We start from the raw sequence: 21,722 nt of genomic DNA, 5'->3' as shown, positions 1-21,722 counted from the left end.
CGTTACCAGAAAACGGTGTACAAAGCGGCCAGTATGCCAAGAATGATCACGGATGCAAAAATGAAACCGGGGGTCACGCGGAACATCGAAGTATCCACTTCGATCACCTGCCCGCTGCTCACCGGGCGCTTTGCGGTCAGGCTCATGACGATCATGATCAGCACGATCAGTATAAAGGTGATGGACATACGATCCAGGAAAGGATAATCAGGGAAAGCCCCGGCCGTCCATGCCGGCAGGAACTTCAGCACCGTGGAGATGGGAATGGTGAGCAAGGCCCCCGTCAGTGCAGCGTTGGCCGTAGTACGCTTCCAGAAGAAGCCCAGCAGGAAAATAGCCAGTACGCCGGGAGAAATGAACCCCACATATTCCTGGATGAACTGGTAAGCCTGGTCCAGCGACTTCAGCGCAGGCGTTACCAGCGCCGCCAGCAGCATGGCCACGATCACGGCCCAGCGGCCTGTGGTTACCAGCTGCCTTTCAGATGCTTCCCTGTTGAAGAACTTTTTGTAGATATCGAGTGAAAAGATAGTGGAGATGCTGTTGGCCTTTCCCGCCAGCGATGCCACGATGGCTGCCGTCAGCGCCGCAAAGGCCACGCCCTTCAGTCCGGGCGGCAGCAGGTTCATCAATGTGGGATAAGCATGATCCGGCTTGATCACCCCGGCAGCATCCCGCATCTCCTCCCGGAACATCCCGTTCTGATGCAGCACATACATCACAATGCCCGGCAGTACGGCGATCACCGGCACCAGCAATTTCAGGAAGGCAGCAAAGAGGATGCCGCGGCGCGCGGTCTTGAGGTCCGCTCCCAGCGCCCGCTGCGTGATGTACTGGTTACAGCCCCAGTAAGCCAGGTTATTGATCCACATGCCGCCGATCAGTACAGACAGGCCAGGCAGGTCTTTATAGTACGCATGATCGCTATCGAAGATCATATGAAAATGGGTTGGCGCTTCTTTCCGCAACACCGCCAGCCCCTTGAAAATATCACTGCCATAGCCGAATTTCTCCGATAACAGCGAAAGGGCCAGGTAAGTGGTCACCAATCCTCCCACGATCAGCACCAGTACCTGTATCACATCCGTATAACCGATCACCTTCATCCCGCCCAGCGTTACGATCACCGAAAAAACGCTCAGCCCCGCAATGCACCATTCAAAAGGAATGGTGGAGATGGAGGCAATGGCCAGGGAGCCGAGGTAAATGATAGAGGTCAGGTTCACGAACACATACACCAGCAGCCAGAAAACGGCCATGATAGTGCTCACCTTGCTGTTGTACCGTTTGGCCAGGAACTGCGGCATGGTGAAGATCCGGTTCTTCAGGTACACCGGGATAAAGAAAACCGCCACGATGATCAGCGTAGCAGCAGCCATCCACTCGTAAGTGGAAATGGCAAGGCCGAGCGCAAAACCGGAACCGGACATCCCGATAAAGTGCTCGGCCGAAATATTGGAGGCTATCAGCGAAGCGCCGATAGCCCACCATGTTAAAGCTCCTTCCGCCAGAAAGAAGTCCGTTGCGCTGTTGCCAGCCGATTTCTTTTTCCTGTAAACGTAGTACCCGTAGGCAGCTATGATGATGAAATAAATGAAGAAAACAATGTAATCCGCGAGCTGCAATTTATTCATGGAATTTAATTAGTTGTATCCCGGGTTGTATGCCTGTAGCTGGTTCCGGTGCCAGTTTTCCATGGCCAGTTCCCTGCAGCGCTCTTCAGTACAAATGCATATTTACATGATCAGAATTTCAGTGTGCGTGGCAGGTATTTTGCCACCAGCTCCTCATAATAAGGGCGCAGCTGTTTCCAGTCCGGCGGTACGGGGTTTTTGGAATACAGATCGTAGGGGTTGAATAATTTCACCCATTTCAGCATGTCCCGGTCGTGGCTATCCAGCAGCTGGCTGTAAGCCCCTTCACGGTGCCATGCGTAAAATGAGTGATATCGCAGCATATAGAGCGCCGGTTCAGGTAAATGGTCTTTCATCATCTGGTACACGTACTCATCGTGCCCCCAGGACATGTGTACATTGCGCAGCCCGCACCCTTCTTCATATACACCGGTGGGTGTCTGATAGGTGGCATGCTGGTAGTCGGGATTGTTCCTGAAATACTCCGGGTACACCACTTTGTCAGAATACGCGCAACCCACGGGAAAGGTATCTCCTACCACGGCCCATTGCGGCTCTCCGAAGAGGCACAGCACTTTACCCATATCATGCATCAGGCCCACCAGCACCATCCAGTCCGGATGCCCGTCCGCGCGGATGGCCTCCGCTGTTTGCAGCAAATGCTGGAACTGGTCCAGGTCCGTATCCGGATCGGAATCGTCTACCAACTGGTTCAGGAAGTCGAATGCCTGCCATACGGGCATCTCCTTTTTATTGAACTGCAGGAATTCGTTACGCTTTTCCTGTACGAAATCATAGGTCTGGTACGTATGGTTCAGCCGGTAAAACTCGCGGACGGTATCCCTTTCCGGGTTGTCGTAGTTACGGTACTCCTCTGCGGATTTGGATGAAGCGATGGATTCAGGATCAGGATAACGCTGCAGTACGGCGTCTTCCCATTCATCAAGACTGTTTAAAGGATTACGTTCTTTGGCGGTGAATTGCTTTTTATCGCCCATACGTGAAATATTTTACGTGGAAAATTGGTCGTGTTGCTGCGCTAAATTTCGGATGTTTTTCACTGATTATTTGCATAATAGCTTAGCTTTATTTACGAAACCGTTTTCGTAAATGAAGCATGTAACCATCAGGGCGCTGGCGCAAGCGTTGAATCTTTCTGTTTCCACCATATCCAAAGCATTGCGGGACAGTTACGAGATCAGTGAGGAAACGAAGCAGCGGGTGCTGGAGCTTGCCGCCAGGCTGAACTACATGCCCAACCCTTATGCCAGCAGCCTGCGGGGCAAGCAAAGCAGGAACATCGGTGTGGTGATCCCCGAGGTGGCGGACAGCTTTTTTTCGCTGGCCATTAACGGTATTGAATCTGTTGTGAAAGAAAAAGGATACCATGTACTGATCTATCTCACGCATGAGCAATTTGCCAATGAACAGTCCATTCTCCGGGAATTCCAGGGCGGCCGGGTAGACGGCGTGCTGCTGTCCGTTTCCCGGGAAACCGTTTCCGGGCAGCACATTCTTGATCTGATGGCCAGGGATATCCCGGTAGTATTCTTTGACAGAACGCTGGCCGATGTGGAGGCGGACAAGATCGTTACCGATGATTTCGACAGCGGATATACCGCAACGCAGCATCTGCTGGATAAAGGGTGCAGGCAGATCGCTTACCTGACCATCTCTGAAAACCTGTCTATCAGCGCACAGCGCATGGAGGGATACCTGAAAGCATTATCCGGTCATGGCCTGCGGCCTTCGCGGAACGACATCGTACAATGCAGCGCAGACAGCACTTTCAATTATAACCAGGTAAAAAAAATGTTGCAGCGGAAGAAACGGCCTGATGGCATTCTGGCATCCGTGGAGAAACTGGCCAACCCCGTTTACCAGGCCTGCCGCGAGCTTTCCCTTGCCATTCCGGAACATGTGAAAGTGATCTGTTTCTCTAACCTGGAGATCGCCACAATACTCCATCCTCCCCTGACCACCATCACCCAGCCCGCTTTCGAGATCGGGAAAACAGCGGCCAGTGTGCTGCTGAAGGCGCTGGACAAGAAACGCGCCAGGCCGTCAGTGCAGGAAGTGATCATTCCTTCTTCGCTGATCATACGGGAATCGAGCGGACGGTGATGATTTCTTAATGAAAAAATCCCGGCAGGATTGCTTAACTTCCGGTACACTAAAACAGACATGACATGGGAAAATTTGTGATCACCAAGAGCGCCAATGGCGAATTCCGTTTCAAACTGAAAGCCGGTAACGGCGAGCCGATCCTCAGCAGTGAAGGTTACTCCGCAAAGACGGGTTGCCTCAACGGTATTGCATCCGTGAAAACAAATGCGGTCATTGATGACCGGTATGAACTAAAAACCTCCAGCAACAACAAACATTATTTCAACCTGAAAGCCTCCAACGGCCAGGTGATCGGCACAAGCGAAATGTATGAAAGCAGTTCCGGCAGGGATAATGGTATAGCATCCGTGAAGAAAAATGCCCCGGACGCTGAAACGGACGATCAATCCGAATAACGTTCAAAAAGTAACAACCGGCCGGTCAAGCCTTCAGGCAGACCGGTTTTTTTTATCCCGAAAGCGGACAAACATACATCAAAACCGGACACATATATAAATATTCGAAAATACAAATAACTGATTGTCAAAACCGTACCAGCCTGGCATCTTTTTTATAGTTCCAGGTGCAAGCTCAATCAAATATCAGTTATGCTCAAACACTACCTGAAAACCGCGCTGCGTCACCTATACCAGCAAAAACTGCTTTCCATTATTAATATAGGGGGACTGGCGCTTGGCATGGCCGGCGCTATCCTGTTGATCCTGGGCATACGGCATGAACTCAGCTTCGAAAAGTTCCATGAAAAGAAAGAGCGGATATACAAAGTATATGGGAGCGGTATTGTAGATGGCAGGCTGCAATCATCAAGTACGATGCCTGCGCCGCTGGCGCCGGTGCTGGAAAAGGATTACCCCGGGATCAAAGGCATGACCAGAATAGTCGGCACCGGAAAGCTGCTGGGTTATGGCGATCAGAAGCTGAGCGCATACGGAAATTATGCGGACCCGTATTTTCTGCAGATGTTCACGTTTCCGCTGTTGAAAGGGAATGCCGGTACCGCTTTGGATGACAGGCAATCCATTGTCATTACGGAGAGCCTGGGCAGAAAAATTTTCGGGAAGGGAGATCCGTTCGGGAAGACCATCCAGCTGGACAACAAGGAGCATGTAACTGTAACGGGCATACTAAAAGACCTCCCCGGAAATACCGAGTTCAAATTCGACTACCTGCTGCCCTGGTCGCAATCCGGTATTGGTTATCACTGGGACCATATCAATACCGCTATTTTTGTGGAGCTGCAGCCGTCTGTGGATATTGACGTGATGAATGCGAATATCAAAGATGTGATGGGGCGTTACGATGAGGGCAATAAAACAACGCTGTTCCTCCACCGGCTGGACAAGTTGCATCTCTATGGACAATTCGAGAACGGCAAAGTCGCCGGCGGCAATATCAGCAACCTTCGTTTTCTGGGAATACTGGCCGGCATCATGCTGCTGATAGGATGTATCAATTATATAAATCTCGGAACGGCACGGAGTGAAAAAAGAGCGCGTGAAGTAGGCGTCAGGAAAGTGGCGGGTGCTCCAAAGAAGGTGCTCGTGTTTCAGTTTATCGGCGAATCCGTGCTGTTGGCTTTTTTTGCCGGTTTACTGGCCCTGGTATTTGTGCAGCTGGCGCTGCCGATGTTCAGCGCGATCGTAAAAGCGGACCTCGGTATTGCCTATCGTTCAGCATCCTTCTGGCTGGGGCTTGCGGGCTTTATCATCCTCACCGGTGTACTTGCAGGCAGTTATCCGGCATTTTACCTGTCCTCCTTCAAGCCATCTGCCGTGATGAAAGGGCCGCTGAAAGGCGGCAAGGGCCAGGTTACCCCCCGGAAAATACTGGTCGTGGTACAATTCATGTTTGCCATCTTCCTGATCAACTTCACCATTATCTTCAAGCAGCAGATCAATTTCGGAATGAGCCGGGAGCCAGGCTTCGTCAAGGAAAATCTCGTTTTTCACTATCTCACGGATGATCTGCGCAAGAACTATACCGTTGTAAAAGATGAACTGATCCGTTCCGGCCTGGCGCTATCCGTTTGCCAGTCCAGCACCACGGTAACAAAAAGCACTGCGGGGTTGGGAGGGCTGAAATGGGAAGGTATGAACAACGAAGCCAATACTTCCTTCGGGCTGATCACTACAAGCGGAGATTTTGTAGAAACGAACGGGTTAACACTGATTGCGGGGCGGGATCTCGACGTTGACCGTTATCCGGCAGATACCCGGGCGTGCCTGATCAATGAAGCCGCGGCAAAGGCCATTGGGTTCAAAGATCCTGTGGGCCGTATCATGCTGGATGATTCGGTGCAATGGAAGATCATCGGAGTGGTGAAAGACTTCCTGATCGGTGCGCCTATCGGTAATGTGCAACCACTGATCATCCGGGGGGATACCTGGGCAGACGTGATGAGCATCCGCCTCAGCTCGGCGCAAAACGTTGCGGCCATGGAAGCCATCCTGAAAAAATATAATCCCCGTTTCCCTACATCCTTTCACTTCGCCGATGAAGAACATGCCGCCAAATTCAGGCAACCCCGTAATGTAGCCAAAATGATCACCACCCTCGCCACAGTAGCCATTTTCATTTCCTGTATGGGCCTGTTCGCACTGGCCAGCTACACCGCCGAGAACCGGAGAAAAGAGATCGGTATCCGCAAGGTATTGGGCGCCAGCGCCACCCGCATCACATCGCTGCTGGTAACGGATTTTCTTAAACTCGTGATCATAGCGATCATCATTATCTCTCCTGTTGCATGGTGGTTCATGAATTTCTTTCTGCAGAAATTCTATTACAGAACTCCCCTCAGCTTGTGGATACCGGTAATTGCGGGGACATCGGCGCTGCTTATCGCGCTGTTCACCGTTAGTTCCCAATCCATAAAAGCAGCGTTGGCTGATCCTGTGAAGAGCCTTCGGTCGGAATAAAAACGCAACCGGCGTACCGGGCCGGCGATGTTTTTGTTCAATATGCGGGAAATGCAGATATAAAAAATATGCTGATGAGGCCCTCTCGCGCTGTCAGCTGTTTTTCAGCAACCGGTCTGCTTCCTCATACCCGGTCGGATAGCCCACTCCTTCCGCCGATGCACCGGCACGCAGCAAAGCGGCTATCGAGTCAGGCTTTCTCCTGTCCATCCACCAGGAATCCGTACAGGCGCGGACAGCGAGTTGCAGGGCGCTCTGCCCGTTACGGTCCTTTACATCCAGGGAAGCGCCACGGTCGATCAGGATTTGTACCGTTTCATGCATCGCTTTCCAGGCGGCTACGTGCAGCGCCGTGCTTCCGAAGGGGATTTCGAAATAAGGGTCCCCGCCGTACAGCGCATCTATATCCACACCAAGGTCCAGCAAACACGCTACACCCGCTGCATTCCCCACTCCCGCAAATTCCGCGAGGAAAGTACCGCCGTTAGTCAGCAATACGCTGACGGAAGCCGGCTCATTATCCCGGATATCCTGTATCGTGTCCGCATCATTCATTGCACAGGCTGCAGCCAGGCGTTCCACTCCTGTTAATGCCAGCGGTATGTCCAGCTCCCTGAAGGCTGCCAGCGCATCCCCCCGCCCGCGCCTTGCGGCGATGGCTACAGCAGACCGGCCGTCGTACCGGTTTGCCAGCAAAGGGTCCGCTCCATGATCAAGCATCACTTCAATGTTCCGGAAAGCATTATCGCGGCGCAAAGCCTGCTGGAATGGCGTATAATGCCACCGGGTCATGTAATTGGGATCGGCGCCGGCTTCCAGCAGCAGACGGATGCCATTGTAATCATGAAAATCAGCTTTTCGCAGCAACATGGTGGAGAGGCTTTCCGCCGAGAGGCGGCGGCTTTGCAGCAGGATCTCCAGCGCGGAATTATCATATGTTTCAGGGGCATGATAAGGCACTTCTTCATCATTCGGATTGGCGCCGTGCGCCATCAGCAAACGGGTAAGACCGGCATGAAATGCTACGCCGGCGGCGCCGTAAAGCGCACTCTCCCATTCCGGCAGAGGTCGGTGGCTGGTGTCAAAGAAACCGGTATCAGCACTTGCCCCTGCATCCAGCAAAGCTTTGGCTGCACGGACGAAACCTTCGGAACGGGAAGCATCCAGCCGAAGATACCGGGAGAAACAAAGATAGGTCAGCGCATCCCGTTCCAGCGGCCCGCCCTTCGCTGTCGCCAGCTGCGGGTCCTGCTGCAGAAAACGGCGCACAGCGGTATCATTGCCGAGAATGGCGGCAGCATAGATATTCTGCTCCGCAATCTCCGGATTGGCGGCCAGGATCGCACCGGCGGCATCCAGCGTACCATGCCAGGCGCTCTCCCGGATAAAGGCATCCAAGGGGGTGTCCATACGCAAAGATTTTTATCAAATTACAAAAGATGCCGCATAACCGGAACAAATCATCCCGCATACCTTAATTTCGCAGTGACGAACGAAAAGCATAAATCATGAGCCTGATCAAAGACATCTACTCCCGCCCCTTCTACGAAAAATTTGCCGGCACCGCGGCAGCCGTTATTCCCGCTTTCGATAAAAAGCTGTTCATCCGCAGGATCTTTACCACCGGGTTCAAAGACATGGAATGGAAAGAAAGGATGCAGCATACCACCGGCGTATTGCATACTTTCCTGCCGGAAGATTTCGGCAAAGCGGCAAAGCTGATCACACAACTGATCGGCAGACTGCGCAAGGACGATACGGGAGAAGACAGTCTCGCCTATATATTCTTTGCAGATTATATTGCCGCATACGGCCTGGAGCACTATGATCATGCCGTTAAAGCGATCGAGACCGTTACGCAGTTCGTAAGCTGCGAATTTGCCGTGCGGCCATTCATCCTGAAGTATGGCGAGCGGATGATCGGGCAAATGACCGCCTGGTCCCTGCACCCGCATCATAAGGTCAGGCGCCTGGCCAGCGAAGGCAGCCGTCCCCGCCTGCCCTGGGCCATGGCTTTACCGGCATTGAAGAAAGACCCTTCCCCGCTGTTCCCCCTGCTGGAAAATCTGAAAAATGATCCCTCTGAATGGGTGAGAAGAAGTGTGGCGAATAGCCTGAATGATATCGCCAAAGACCATCCGGATGTGGTCATCAGCATTGCGGCACAGTGGAGCGGCATCAGCAGGGAAACAGACGCTATCATCAAACATGGCTGCCGCACCCTGCTGAAACAGGGCCATGCTGATGTACTCCGGCATTTCAGGCTGGCATCCGACCATATTTCACTTTCAGGATTCGATATCATCACACCTAAAGTAAAGGTCGGCGGGCATCTGGAATTCAGTTTCGCTGTAAGCAACCGGAACAAAACGGCACATACGATCCGGCTGGAATACGGCATTCATTACAAAACGGCAAAAGGCATGTCCGCCAGGAAAGTGTTCAAGATCAGCGAGAAGCTGTACGCTCCCGGCGCGGAAGTAACCGTGCTGCGGAAACAGTCGTTCAGGCCGATCACTACCCGCAGGTTCTATCCGGGGCAGCACCGTTTATCCATCATCCTTAACGGAGCAGAGAAAGCATGGAAGAATTTTGAGCTGAAACCGGCCTAAGCCTCAACGAGGATGATCTCCTCACCATCGTCCGGCACGAGGCAACGGCCTTCAAAACCCGCATCACGAATGGCCCGCCGCAGTTCCTCCCGCTGCAGATAGCAGTGATTGATCGCCTCCAGATGCACACAGATGATCTTTTCCGCATAGCTGGCCTCGCAGACCTTGAGGATGTCGTCTACCGTCATCGTAATGGGGTCACCGATGTCGAATTGGGCTGCGCCGGTGTTCAGGATGATGAAATCCGGTTCATAGCGGTTGATCGCATCCTCCACGTCATCGCACCAGACGGTATCTCCGGCGATATAAATTTTGTATTCATCATTATCCAGCACAAACCCGGAAACAGGGGCCATTTTTGCGCCGATGTCTCCCGTGCCGTGCTGCCCTCCCGTGCGGGAAAACGTGATCTCTTCGTATTGATATGATCCCGGGATGCCAACGGCTTCCTCAAAGCCCAGGCCAATGAACTTCGGCTCATCCTCTACCTGCCCGAACAGGGGGATGCCCTTTGGCAAAAGCTGCTGCGCTGCAGCATCCCAGTGGTCGTTATGCGTGTGGGTCACCAATACGGCGTCCGTATCTTCAATGATCTCCTCTAGTTCACCGGCATCAACGGGCAGGTCTGTCACCGGGTTACGGATACCGTTGCTGGTCCAGGGTACGGGGTCGTACGCGCCCTTTTCGCCCAGCATGGGGTCTATCAGCAGTTGTTTATTGCTCATTTCGATGATGAGCGTGGCATTGCGGAGTAAACGGATTCTGATCATTGCGGAAAGTTAAGCATCAAATGTAAGGAATTTGATGCAAGCGGGCGGGGTGCGGCGGCTGTTCGTTTGCTTATTTATCACATTTGATATGGTTGCCATTTCCTGATGGCGGCCGGCAAGGCCTTTCCACACCGCATGCTGCCGCAGCGTGTTGATCAGATTATTTGCGAAGCAGTTTCCTGATGGCCTTCAGCAGAATTTTCTCCGCATCCGCAGTCACCGCAGAAGCCTGCCCGGTCTCATATCCGCCTTCCGCATAGGATGCGGCGGTACCAATATATCCGGGCGCATAATCCCCGTAAGCCGCTACCGCCACAAACAGGTCCGGGCGGGCAGCTTTTGCGGCCAGCTGATATTCAATAAAACATTCACCCGGCAAATGCACCATCCGTGCATGCCCGATACCGAGACAACTGATCCCGATCTTCCTGCCCTGTTTCGCCCGTTCCAGCCACACAACCTTCGAGGCGTTGTTGGCAACGAATACGGAAGTTTCCCGGTGCAGCAGTTCGCCGAGGCTATTGAGCGCAGGTTTGGGAGGAAGAGCTACCGGCACAACCGACCATTTTACATCGGCGGCAGTGATCTTTTCTTTCTTCGTTTGCTGCCAGGCCCGCTGCATGCCATCCGCCAGCCGTTCCGCAAGGATGAGGCGGTTCTCATGCGAACCGTCATTGTATTTCCCTACGGTAATGTTCCCTCCTGCGCCGTTGAAATGCAGATGCAGCGCATCCGGCACCGCCAGCTGACGGAAGAACCTGGCTACGCCGGGGATATCCGGGTTCGCCACGCCGGTGCGGTAATAGCTTTGCGGATGTGTGGCGTAGTAGCTCATAACGGCCAGCGGTTTGTTGTTGTCCCAGAAACTGATAAGGGATACCATCGGATCGATGAGCCCTTCCGGCCTGGCGCGCACGGCGGAATCGCGGGTGGCGGAGGTCCTGGAAGCGATCACTTTGCCTTCATCTCCTATGATGCGGCGGTTGGACGCTACATTATGCACTTCCGCCTGCCCCAGGCCGATATGCGTGACCGGCTTTGCCTGCTTCAGTGAAACGGTAACGGCTGCACGCAGCCTGCGGATCACCTCGCGGGCAAAAGTGCCTTCAAAGCCCAGCGGGTCCATCCCCTCCTTTTTCAGCCAGGCTTCCGCCCCAAAGTCGCATACCGGGGCATCGTGCTGATGCAGGGCATGAACGGCCACCCGGTCCGGCGTAGTACCGGCAGCTTCCGCCAACGCCTTGCAGAACTCGTCATACCCTTCGTTGGCGATCCCGATCCAGTCCACCACGCAAAGCACGATCGGCTCCCCGGCACCTGTGAGCACAATACCTTTTGCCCGCAGGCTCTGGTCCCAGCTGTTGAGCATCTTGTCATACACCAGCCAGGAACCTGGCGGCGGCGTGGCATCTACATCAAAGCTGCATATTTTCAGGGTGTCCTGCAAGGGAATGGCAGCGCCTGCCTTGGCGCAGAAAAGTACCATAATGCAAATGACCGTCGTCCGTTTCATGATCCGCGTTAAAGATGTTATCACAATATTTATAACGATGTTAGCTGCTCCCTGTGCGCATGTACTTTCATGATAGCCCGGATAACATCGTCCATATCCGAGGTGCCTGCTATCAGTGCAGCAGAGCCCGGCAGCACCACCATCTCGCTGCAGACCTGATCGCAACCGGAAAGATGCCGGGCGGCCTCGCGGTATTCCCGCAATCTCGCCGCCGGGAACATCTTTTTATATTCATCCAGTTCCAGGATGTGGTCTATCCACGGCTCGCGGTGCAGGCCGTTGGGGATATAAGGGCTCAGCGCAATCCCTTCCGCCGCAAGGGCTTTCAGGAACTGCTGCCGTGTGGCGTTATGGAAGTGCTCTTTTTTATAGGACATGGCGTAGTTATAATAGCCGCCGCTTTCCGTGCCGGCGTACTGCCGCTGCGGTACAAGTCCCGGGAATCCTTTCAGCTTCGAGGTCAGGTAGGCAGCGTTCCTGTTCCGCAGGCGAAAGCGTTCGGTGGCCGTCGGCAACTGTCCGTTTAATATAGCCGCTTCAAATTCATTCATCCGGTTCTTGGGGCCGATGGCCACATGTTTGCCTTTCCTGTTGGTGCCATGATTATGCACAGTATAACACTGGTCCATGAGCGATTCATCATTACCGACAATAGCGCCTCCTTCCCCGCAGGCAATGGATTTACTGGCCTGGAAGCTAAAGCAGCCCAGGTCCCCGATAGTACCCAGCGCTCTGCCGCGATACCTCGCTAATGCACCCTGGCAGGCGTCTTCGATGACCTTCAGGTTAAACTCCTTCGCCATCTCCATCATCGCGTCCATATCCGCAGGCAATCCCATGATATGCACCGGCATGATCGCTTTTGTTGCCGGGGTGATCTTTCTGCGGACGTCCGCCGGATCAAGCTGGTAGGAATCCGCATCAAGGTCCGCCAGTACCGGCAATGCCCTGCTGGTGAGAATGGCAGAGATCGTCCCGAAATCAGTATAAGGGGAAGTGATCACTTCATCACCCGGACCAATGCCCAGCGCTTCCACGCATATGGCCAGGGCCTGCGTACCCGAACCGGTGCCGATACAGTATTTCGATCCGGTCATACCGGCAAATTGCTTTTCAAAGCTGGCCACGGCTCCGTTCACGGGCGATTGTATCCTGCTCCAGATACCGCTCTTCGTCGTTTTCACCACTTCCTCGACCATCCGGTCATCCACATACGGCCACTTCGGCCATTTTTTGAACGCGGGCCGTACAGGCTGACCGCCAAGTGCCGCCAGCTTACCGGCCTGCCGCCCTGACTGCGCGGCAAAAACACCGGAGGGCACCATTCCCGCAATGGATGCGGCAGTGAGGGTGCTGATGAAATTACGGCGACCGATACCTTTAGCTGCCATGTGATATAGTTTATTGATGTTGACGGAATATCTCCGCAATATTCACCGGCTTGCCGCCCAGCTCCCTGCTTTTCTGCGCCGCTTCAATGAACGCGCATATTTCCAGTGTTTCTTCCGCACGTACAGGCGGCTGGCCGGTTTCAAAGAAAGGAATGATCTTTTCCAGCAATCGCTGATAGGAAAACGCCCCGAAGGCCGCATTCCCTGTCTCCCCGAAAATGGTGCCGCCATACGCTGCTTTACCGGCGCGGGTGCCGCGGAAAGTGCCGATACGGCCGTCTTCCCATACACCTACCACTACATCCATATCATCCTGGTAAAAGCGGGTGACTGATTGGCAACCGGTACCCATGGCGGTGAACAGCATTTCCACGCCATGAATGCCATACCAGTAGAAATCTGTATGCGTTTTTTCCAGCTTGGCGGGACTGAAGGTATCCGCAGCCAGCACTTTCCCGATCTTTTTGCCGCTCAGGATGTCTTCAATGCCTTCCGTGAAACGCAGTGAGGATGAAGAAAAAACGGGGACCTTATGTTGTTTCGCTGCTTCAAAAATGGCGATGGCGTCTCCGATATCATTGGCCACCGGTTTGTCGATGAACATGGTCTTGCCGGCTTTGATGACTTCCAGCGCCTGTTCTTTATGCAGGCGCCCGTCATTGGTTTCCAGCAGCACAACATCCACTGTTTTCAACAGCGCTTTTATCGAATCAACGATCTTCACCCCTTTGGATTTTACGGTTGCTATGTAACCGGGTATCCTGCTGGCACTGGATTCGATCTCCCTGCTGCCGTAGGGATAGGCGGCTACCACTGTATAACCTTTATACTTGTCCCCTGCAGCAGGATCATTCAACAGATTGGTAAAGGCTGTGCTGTGCGAAGTATCCAGACCGATGATCCCGATACGTTTGCCCTTTTCCGGCGCCATGCCCGCAAATCCGCTCAAAGGCAGCTGCGACAACACGCCTGCGCCGAGGCCGGCGTATAATGTCTGTTTGATGAAATTCCTTCTTGGATGTTTGTTTTGCATCATGCTTTTGTTTTTGATCACAGGTTCCGTTTACGTACCCGAAAAATTAGCAAAAAAGAACGGGATTTCCCCGTTTTTAATAATTATAGAACCGGTAATTCTCCCGGGTGATGATATCGATCGGCATGAAAGTGACCTTTTCTACCGGCGATGAAATGGCCAGATGCTGATATATGGCCATCACGCCCTTGTACGCCTGCTCCAGCGGCTTCTGGCAGATCAGGAAGTCGATCACCCCTTTCTCGATGTATTCAATATTCTCATTCACGAAATCGTACCCGATCAGGATCACCTTCCGGTCCAGCTGCTCCACAAATCCCGCCACATTGGACACCCTGGAGTTGGTCACGAACACCACGCCGATATTGGGATGTTCTTTGAACATGGTGGCCAGCCCTTTTTCGATCGACCTGGTATCGGTTTTATTGATATTGATCTTCAGTATCTGGTTATCCCAGCGGTGGGTGCGGAAATAGTTCCGGAAGCCTTCCTCTTTTTTGAGCAGGTGATGCTGGTCATCCAGTTCCTTTGATATGTTGACGATCAATATGCTTTGATCTTTTCCGATCAGGTAGCTGATCAGGTGGGCGGACAAGTTGCCGCTGGCCTGCTGATTGGGGCCAATGTACGCCAGGCTGCCTTCCACGGGCAGGTCGGAGTCCATCAGCACATAAGGAATACGCAGTTTCTGGCATTTCTGTGCAAAAAGCACGGATTCTTCCATGAAGGACGGAGCGAACAACAGCCCGTCCGGGCGGGTTTTCAGCAGCGCCTGGGATTGTTGCTGAAAGGAGCTGATGGAATTCTGATCGTAAAAGAATTTTTCTACCACCACACCATATTGACTGATCTCTGCGGATGCGGTCTCAATACCTTTGAGCGGCCCTTCCCAGAAGCTTGTTTCCTTCGAGCGCAGGGGTATGAGCGTGGCGATGCGGAACTGCCGGGCCAGCGCCAGCCGCCGGGCGTGGATATTGGGCTGATAGTTCAGCTCCTTGATGATCTTCAATATCTTCTCCTTGGTGCTCTTCGCAATGCCCGTCCGGTCATGGATCACACGATCCACTGTAGCGATCGATACATTGGCCCTCCTGGCGATCTCCTTGATACCTGAAAGCTGATTATTCTTTTCTTTCTTTGATGATTTCATAGCATTAAGCGGTTATGGACAACAATCCCGGCCCTAATTTATGAAACCTTTGGCGGATACCCATATGAATTACGGGTACGCTTCCGGTAAGCGCTTGTTCACCGGTCCCGGAAAATGCGGTTTGACATTTCCCGAGAATGTGCTTTATACCTTCAGGAAACGCCGGGCATTGCCGCTGCAAAAAAGCGCTCTGTCCGCTTCCTCTGCCTCCTCCGGGCGCAACGATTCGATCCTCAGCAGGCCGGTATAGTAGTCAAATACCGGGAAGTGCGATCCGAAGGCGAATTTTTCCTTTCCAAAACGCCGGTACACGTTCGCGAAATGGGTAATGTGCCTGCCCGAGGTATCAAAAAGCACATTCGCGTTCTTCAGGACAGTTTCCTGCTCCGCGGAAAGCGCCATGCCGGTGCTCAGGTTCAGCATCATATACTTTGCGTCCGGTACGGCCTGCACCAGCGGCACATAATCTTTCATCGCCCATTCCGCAGCAAGGTCCATCCAGGAGCGCTGCCGGGAATCCACCACCCGCATCGTAAGCGCAACGGGCACATCATGGTCACGCGCCATCTTTACCAGGTCCAGCAACGCAGGGTCGTCTATCGTGTAATCATGATAGTTAGGGAACACCCGGATGCCCTTCATCCCGAAATCCTTCACACAGGTCAGAAAATCAGCTTTCCATCCGGCATAAATGGGATTGATGATGGCAAACGGCAGAAAACGGTCCCGGTACGCCCGTTTGGAACGCACTTCTTCATACAGTTCCTCGTTGGCGGATTGGGTGTTCTTGTAAAAGATACCATTCAGGTTCGTGACAACGGAGAGGTCCACACCATATTCCTTCATCCTCCCCAACAACCCTTCGCAATGGTTGTCCCGCAACTGCTTGAACGGCCAGTGGCCGGTGTAGGCATTAATATCAATCAACATGGTAGCCGCCTTTTTTCAGGATGTTGTAATAATTATCAAAGAATATCTTCCGCTTCTCCTCTTCCGTCAGCCTTGCATCGATGATCTTGCCGACGGACTGGTAGTACATGTTGTCCGAACCGAACAATATCCGGTCCGCCCCCACACATTTCACGGCAAACTCCACCATATTGTTCTCATTATTGCTGCCGGATACATCGATGTACACATTCGGACTGTTCTTTAGCAGCTTGCAGGCATATTCCCAATCCGGCCCGCCGCCGATGTGGGCATACTGCAGCATGGCTTCAGGATACCTTGCGGCGGCCTCTACAAAATCTTCCGGGCGGGAAGCGTTCGGCTTGATGCCCTGGTCGTATTTCATGCGGTAACCGGCAATCCCCAGCGTAGCTTCGGCATGCATCAGCATGATCATTTTCAGATCAATAAGCCGTTCGATGACGGGGTAGAACAAAGGATCATTGATCTTCACCTGGTGATACACCTTTATACCGGTCATCCCCTCCCCGGTGCAGCGTTTGATCTCTTCCAGGGATGCCTTCGGGTAAGCAGGATTGAGTGTAAGCATTCCCGTTAGTTTGCCCGGGTAACGTTTCATGGCTTTCAGGATGACGTCATTGGCCGCCCTGAAATCATCCGGCGTAGCCGGCCCGCTGGTAACGGGCTTGGAAATGAACATCCGGTCTATCCCCAGCCGCTCCGCAAAATCCACATTCACTTCCGGGCCATCTTTAGAAAGACCCAGATGCACATGCGCATCCAGCTTGCGGTAACGCAGCACTTCCTTCATGCGGTCCGCCGGACCGGCAGGCGATGCTGTTGCGGCCACGGCATTCTGTACCAGGGCATTTCCGAGGATGATCCCCGATGCGGAAGTGGCCATATTCCTGACGAAATTTCTTCTGTTCATAGAATGATATGCTGTTTAGATGAACATTCTTTCATAGTGCGGCGGTACATCGAATATGCCGCCGCTCTGCCGGTAAAAATCCGCATCAAGCGTAAAAACACCGTTCTTCCGCTCCATCCAGGGCGCTCCGGCCATGCGGTGATAACGGCTCATTTCCGCCCAATGCGCATAATTCATGTCTCCGTTCGTTTCCATCAAGCCCATGCCAATGCCAGGGAAGGGTGCTATCCTGGCGGCGAGGTTCTTGTGCCAGTCTACCAGCACCGGGTTCACCGTGAGGTCCGCGCACAGGCAGGGAACATTTCTCAAATGGGCTTCACGGGCTATTTTCAGGGACTGGCTCAGGGTTTTGGCAATGCCTTTCAGCACAAGAGCTCCGTATCCCTGCTCCAGCCTCCTCCGTGCATCCGCCACATCATGCACGCTTTCATCCGCCGCAATGCGTACGCCCAGGTCCCCAACGGTCTCGTTATTCATTTCCACGAACGGTTCTTCATACAGCAATATCCGGTCAAACGCCCCGATGTTCCGGGCATGGTCCAGGTACCGCAGCAAGAGCGATTTGTTTTCATAACGCCCGTTCGCATCCATCGTGTACACCAGCTTTCCGTCCGGTGTGTGCGGCGTTCGGAGGTCCTTCAGCGCCTGATGTATTTCCGTGAGCCGCGCCATGTCTTTCGCCAGCATTTCTTCCTGCGTACCAGGAAAACCGGTTTTGACCTTGATGACGAAATAGCCTTCTTTAACGGCATGAACAAGGTCGGTGACCGGCATGTCGTAAGACACCTGGTACATGATGGCGATCCTGTTGTTGCGGAAAGAAAGCGCATCACGGTATGGTGAGGGGACCATTTCATCAAAATTGCTCAGCCCGTTCTCTTTCGCGTAAAGCAGCCAGGCTGCGTTATCGATGCTTACCAGCGCATTGTACACGAAATTCGGGTTCAGATAAGTTTTCCCGGTGATCCTCCGCCCGGCGGCGTCCACCAGCGGCCGGAGCCTGTCCAGCAGCTCCACCGGGTCACGAAAAGGCGTGTCCCTCACGAACTTCAGCGCTTCGTTCACCAGTACGAACATGAGAGCATTGCCGCCGGCTTCCGTATTGTCCGCGAACAGCTCCGCATCTGCATAGAGAACGCTTTGCGTGGCGATGCCGGTGCCGGTGGCGCCGGAGTCCGACTGCAGGCGGGCAACGGTCTGCCACAGCTCTGTCAGGTAACCGCCTTTGAATCCGAAACGCCCTTTCAACGGCTCACGTTCAAATTGCGCATCCGTTCCGGTCACTTTGATCATTTTCATACGTTGTTCCTTGCACCCGCTTTGCGGTAAATGATATAACATGGCCAGCAAGCCGGTATTTTTCACAAATCCTCTTCTGTCCATAAGCAGGCAGTTTTTCATAAACGGGAATACCGGCGCGCTACAGCAGGCTTCCGCTTTTCGCGTCGATGAACAATACCGCCTGTTTGTGGCGCCGGAGCGCGGTGGACGGTACTTTTTCGCTGATCTCCGCTGTCAGCGTGTCTTTTATGGCCTTCGCCTTTGTGGGGCCTGGCACCATGCAATAAATATATTTGGCGGCCATCAACGCGGGGATGGTCAGGGTGATGGCATATGCCGGCACATCGGAGATATGGGCGAAGCAGCCGTCATTCACCTGTTGCGCTCGGCAGGCTTCTTCCAGCCCTACTGTTTTGACCAGGTAACGGTCATTGAAATCCGCTACCGGCGGGTCGTTGAAGGCAAGGTGACCGTTCTCCCCGATGCCCATGCAGGCGATATCCGCGGGATGCTGTTCCAGCAAGGCACGGTAACGCCTGCACTCCGCGGCGATATCCGGCGCATTGCCGTTGATATAATGCACGGCCCTGAACGGTACCTTTCCGAAGATGGCACGGTCCAGGAAAGCGCCGAAAAGCTGCGGGGCCGAGGGATCCAGGCCAATGTACTCGTCCATATGAAAAGCATTGACCCTGCCCCAATCCAGCACCGTTTCCGCCAGCGTGGCCAGAAATTCGTTCTGCGAGGGGGCCGCCGCGAAAATGATATTCACTTCCGGCTGTGCCGCCAGCAGTTCCCGAATCCTCCCTGCAACCAGTGCCGCGGCCTCGCGGCCCATCGTTTGCCGGTCTTCATACACCTGTACGTCCAGGCTGTCTTTTTTGAATGTTCTCATGATGTATATCTCACTTGCGGTATAAAAACTCTCCCATGACCATGACGGCCTGTACGTTAAAACCGGTATCACAGATGGTGATATCCGCATCCATTCCGGGTTTGATAACACCTTTCCGTTCCTCCACGCCAATGATGCGGGCGGGCGTGGCGGTCATCATCTGCACAGCTTCCGGCACCGGTACACCGGCCATTTCCACCATATTGCGGACCAGTTGTTCCGCTGTGGCTACGCTTCCGGCAAAAGACGATCTGTCCGGCAGCTTGGCCACGCCATCTTCGATGATCACAGGCAGGCCGGAACGGATATTGCCCAGGATACTTTCTCCCGGCGGCATTCCCGCGCCGCGCATGGCATCCGTGATCAGCGCAATGCGTGCCGGTCCTTTTATCTTGCAGATCAGTTTCAGCAGCGGCGCGGGCAGATGCCTGCCGTCCGCAATGATCTCCACATCCATATCATCCAGCAAAAAAGCGGTCTCTATCACGCCTGCGTAGCGGAAAGCATTCCTGCGGGTGACGCCGGACATGGCCGAATACAAATGCGTAGCCAGCGTGTAGCCGTTCAGGTAACCTTCCAGCGCTTCTTCGTAAATGGCATCGGTATGCGCCAGTGAAGGCAAGATGCCATTGGCTTTGAGGAAACGGGCGAATGGCAGCGCACCGGGCAGTTCGGGAGCGGCGCTCCATCTGCGGATGGACTTCCCCCCTGCCTTCACAATGGCTTCGTACTCATCCGGGTCCGGATCACGGATATGGGCAGGGTCCTGCGCACCGCGCTGGTTCATGGACAGGTAAGGCCCTTCCAGGTGAAGGCCCAGGAATTGCGCACCGCCGGTAGGAACGGCGGCTGCGCGCTGATAACATTCCAGTGTGCTGATAATGCCCTCCCGGTCACTGGTGAGCGTGGTGGGCAGCATAGCAGTCGTACCATGCCGTAAATGCGTACGGGCGATCTCCCGGAATCCGTCCTCATCGCCATCCATAAAATCATGCCCGCCGCCGCCGTGTACGTGAATATCAATAAACCCCGGCATCACATAGTGGCCGGCGGCATCAAATACCAATGCTCCTTCCGCTTCCATATCCCCTTCCTGAACGGCAACGATATGCGTGCCCTCCACCAGCACCGTGCCATTGGGGATCACGGTGAATGGCGTGATAATATGCGCGTTCGTTATTTTGATCAATTGTCCGCTCATGATTGTACCGCTACTTTTTCCTCCGGAGCGCTTGCCGACCAGTGCCGCGCGCGATGCCCGCGCACGGCGTAGAATACGAGGTAGAGATAACAGGGCACCAATACCCAATAGGCCTCCCGCAATCCATGCTGATCTGCAAAATAGCCGTATATCAGCGGAAGAATGGCGTTGCCGCTGAGGCCCATGATCAGCACGGAAGCGCCGAGTTTGGTGAATTTGCCCAGCCCGTCCAGCGCCAGCGGCCATATGCCCGCCCATATCAGCGAGTTGGCAAGCCCCAGCAACACTACGAACCAGATGGAAATATCCGCGTTATGCCCCAGCAAACGGACCTCTCCGCTGCTGAAGATAATGAGCAATGAAAAGCATGTGCCGAGTATGGTGCATACCCGCAACGCGTTCACCTGGCTGATGAACTTCGGGATCAGGAGAATGCCGGTCACATACCCGCAGATGGTGCAGAACAGCGTATATGAGGGAAAGACCTTCGCCTCCAGCAGGGGAATGTTCATGGAACCGGCATACCCGATAATGGTATCGATGGCGATCACCTGGGTGCCTACATGCAGGAATATCGCTATCGCGCCGAGCACCAGGTGCGGGAACTGCATAATGCCCGATTTACCCTGGTTGGCCTGCCGCAGTTCGGGAGATTCATGTTCCGTATCAATATCCGGCAGTGGTGAGAACCGGATCATCAGACCGAGCAGAAAGAGAAAGATCCCCACACAGATATACGGTACGATCACCCGGCTGATCAGCTCATCCAGCGCGGCGTTTTTCTGCACTTCGGTCATCAGCGGCAGCTGTTTGATCAGCTCACTGTCCGTTGCGCGCAATACCACAGCGGCAAAGATCAACGGCGCCAGTATGCCGGCGGCCTTGTTGCAGATGCCCATGATGCTGATCCGCTGCGCGGCCCGCTCCTTTGGACCAAGGATGGTGATATATGGATTGGCGGCGGTTTGCAGGATGGCCAGCCCGGTGCCGAGAATGAACAGGGCCACCAGGAAAATCCCGTAAGTGCGTGTAGCCGCTGCCGGTACGAACAGGAAAGCCCCGAACGCCATGATCCAGAAACCCACCATCATTCCCTTTTTAAAGCCGGTGGACTTTAAAAGATAGGACGCGGGAACGGACATGATGAAATAGGAAATGTAAAATGCAAAGGTCACCAGGTAAGCCTGAAAATTATTCAGCTCGCAGGCGATCTTGAAATAAGGGATCAATATGGCGTTCACCCATGATACAAATCCGAACATAAAGAACATTACGCCGATGATGGCGATGGATACGGCCACCTGGCGCCGGCTAAGCGATTCAACCGGGATCATTGCGTTTTTTGTCATTCGTTACACTT

At 53.8% G+C, this 21,722-nt stretch carries 18 protein-coding genes; 4 read left to right on the top strand and 14 right to left on the bottom strand.

The features are described from left to right. Positions 1 to 2: 2 nt before the first annotated feature. Both FW415_RS13600 and FW415_RS13595 read right to left on the bottom strand, forming a co-directional pair. A complete protein-coding gene (locus FW415_RS13600; protein ID WP_148385875.1) occupies positions 3 to 1,634 on the bottom strand; it encodes a sodium/sugar symporter in 1,632 nt (543 codons plus the stop codon). 110 nt (positions 1,635 to 1,744) lie between these two features. Further along, entirely contained in the window at positions 1,745 to 2,632 is an 888-nt protein-coding gene (locus FW415_RS13595) for an inositol oxygenase family protein (protein WP_148385874.1), read from the bottom strand. 112 nt (positions 2,633 to 2,744) lie between these two features. On the opposite strand from FW415_RS13595, the gene FW415_RS13590 reads away from it, so the two are divergent. From FW415_RS13590 to FW415_RS13580, 3 genes are all read left to right on the top strand, one after another. Then, positions 2,745 to 3,758 carry a LacI family DNA-binding transcriptional regulator gene (locus tag FW415_RS13590; RefSeq protein WP_148385871.1) on the top strand — a complete coding sequence of 338 codons (1,014 nt, stop codon included), beginning with the start codon at positions 2,745 to 2,747 and terminating at the stop codon, positions 3,756 to 3,758. A gap of 65 nt (positions 3,759 to 3,823) precedes the next feature. Beyond that, entirely contained in the window at positions 3,824 to 4,156 is a 333-nt protein-coding gene (locus FW415_RS13585) for a YegP family protein (protein WP_148385868.1), read from the top strand. 192 nt (positions 4,157 to 4,348) lie between these two features. Beyond that, the gene (locus FW415_RS13580; protein ID WP_148385866.1) at positions 4,349 to 6,676 is read left to right on the top strand and encodes an ABC transporter permease; all 2,328 of its coding nucleotides are present in this window, start codon (positions 4,349 to 4,351) and stop codon (positions 6,674 to 6,676) included. 93 nt (positions 6,677 to 6,769) lie between these two features. Here FW415_RS13580 and FW415_RS13575 read toward each other — a convergent pair whose 3' ends face one another. Then, on the bottom strand, positions 6,770 to 8,086 hold the full coding sequence (locus FW415_RS13575; protein WP_148385863.1) for an ankyrin repeat domain-containing protein: 1,317 nt from the start codon (positions 8,084 to 8,086) through the stop codon (positions 6,770 to 6,772). 98 nt (positions 8,087 to 8,184) lie between these two features. Here FW415_RS13575 and FW415_RS13570 point away from each other — a divergent pair, with 98 nt between their 5' ends. Further along, positions 8,185 to 9,288: a DNA alkylation repair protein gene (locus tag FW415_RS13570; protein ID WP_148385861.1), complete on the top strand. Its 1,104-nt coding sequence runs from the start codon at positions 8,185 to 8,187 to the stop codon at positions 9,286 to 9,288. Here the strand turns inward: FW415_RS13570 and FW415_RS13565 are convergent. The 11 genes from FW415_RS13565 to FW415_RS13515 form a co-directional block, all read right to left on the bottom strand. Beyond that, a complete protein-coding gene (locus FW415_RS13565; protein ID WP_148385859.1) occupies positions 9,285 to 10,058 on the bottom strand; it encodes an MBL fold metallo-hydrolase in 774 nt (257 codons plus the stop codon). The genes FW415_RS13570 and FW415_RS13565 overlap by 4 nt on opposite strands. A 160-nt stretch (positions 10,059 to 10,218) precedes the next feature. Next, the gene (locus FW415_RS13560) at positions 10,219 to 11,571 is read right to left on the bottom strand and encodes a hypothetical protein (protein WP_210420685.1); all 1,353 of its coding nucleotides are present in this window, start codon (positions 11,569 to 11,571) and stop codon (positions 10,219 to 10,221) included. Between the two features lie 29 nt (positions 11,572 to 11,600). Further along, positions 11,601 to 12,962, bottom strand: coding sequence for a DegT/DnrJ/EryC1/StrS aminotransferase family protein (locus FW415_RS13555; protein ID WP_148385856.1), 1,362 nt, complete (start codon positions 12,960 to 12,962; stop codon positions 11,601 to 11,603). 10 nt (positions 12,963 to 12,972) lie between these two features. Further along, positions 12,973 to 13,998, bottom strand: a complete 1,026-nt coding sequence (locus tag FW415_RS13550) for a Gfo/Idh/MocA family protein (RefSeq protein ID WP_246858739.1) — start codon at positions 13,996 to 13,998, stop codon at positions 12,973 to 12,975. A gap of 73 nt (positions 13,999 to 14,071) precedes the next feature. Continuing rightward, complete coding sequence (locus tag FW415_RS13545) at positions 14,072 to 15,145, bottom strand: LacI family DNA-binding transcriptional regulator (protein WP_148385854.1); 1,074 nt, start codon at positions 15,143 to 15,145, stop codon at positions 14,072 to 14,074. 144 nt (positions 15,146 to 15,289) lie between these two features. Continuing rightward, positions 15,290 to 16,075, bottom strand: coding sequence for an amidohydrolase family protein (locus tag FW415_RS13540; protein ID WP_148385852.1), 786 nt, complete (start codon positions 16,073 to 16,075; stop codon positions 15,290 to 15,292). Continuing rightward, on the bottom strand, positions 16,065 to 16,985 hold the full coding sequence (locus FW415_RS13535; RefSeq protein WP_148385849.1) for an amidohydrolase family protein: 921 nt from the start codon (positions 16,983 to 16,985) through the stop codon (positions 16,065 to 16,067). The genes FW415_RS13540 and FW415_RS13535 overlap by 11 nt, the downstream gene beginning before the upstream one ends. Before the next feature lie 15 nt (positions 16,986 to 17,000). Then, complete coding sequence (locus tag FW415_RS13530) at positions 17,001 to 18,368, bottom strand: mandelate racemase/muconate lactonizing enzyme family protein (protein ID WP_148385846.1); 1,368 nt, start codon at positions 18,366 to 18,368, stop codon at positions 17,001 to 17,003. Positions 18,369 to 18,405: 37 nt separating this feature from the next. Beyond that, on the bottom strand, positions 18,406 to 19,161 hold the full coding sequence (locus tag FW415_RS13525) for a glucosamine-6-phosphate deaminase (RefSeq protein ID WP_148385844.1): 756 nt from the start codon (positions 19,159 to 19,161) through the stop codon (positions 18,406 to 18,408). A gap of 10 nt (positions 19,162 to 19,171) precedes the next feature. Next, positions 19,172 to 20,362, bottom strand: a complete 1,191-nt coding sequence (gene nagA / locus FW415_RS13520; RefSeq protein ID WP_148385842.1) for an N-acetylglucosamine-6-phosphate deacetylase — start codon at positions 20,360 to 20,362, stop codon at positions 19,172 to 19,174. Continuing rightward, positions 20,359 to 21,711, bottom strand: coding sequence for a sugar MFS transporter (locus FW415_RS13515; RefSeq protein WP_148385839.1), 1,353 nt, complete (start codon positions 21,709 to 21,711; stop codon positions 20,359 to 20,361). The genes nagA and FW415_RS13515 overlap by 4 nt, the downstream gene beginning before the upstream one ends. Between the last annotated feature and the right edge of the window lie 11 nt (positions 21,712 to 21,722).

The sequence above is a fragment of the Chitinophaga sp. XS-30 genome (genome assembly GCF_008086345.1).
Taxonomy (GTDB): domain Bacteria; phylum Bacteroidota; class Bacteroidia; order Chitinophagales; family Chitinophagaceae; genus Chitinophaga.
Note: the sequence above shows the minus strand (reverse complement) of the source record. Positions and strands in the feature narration are given on the sequence as shown.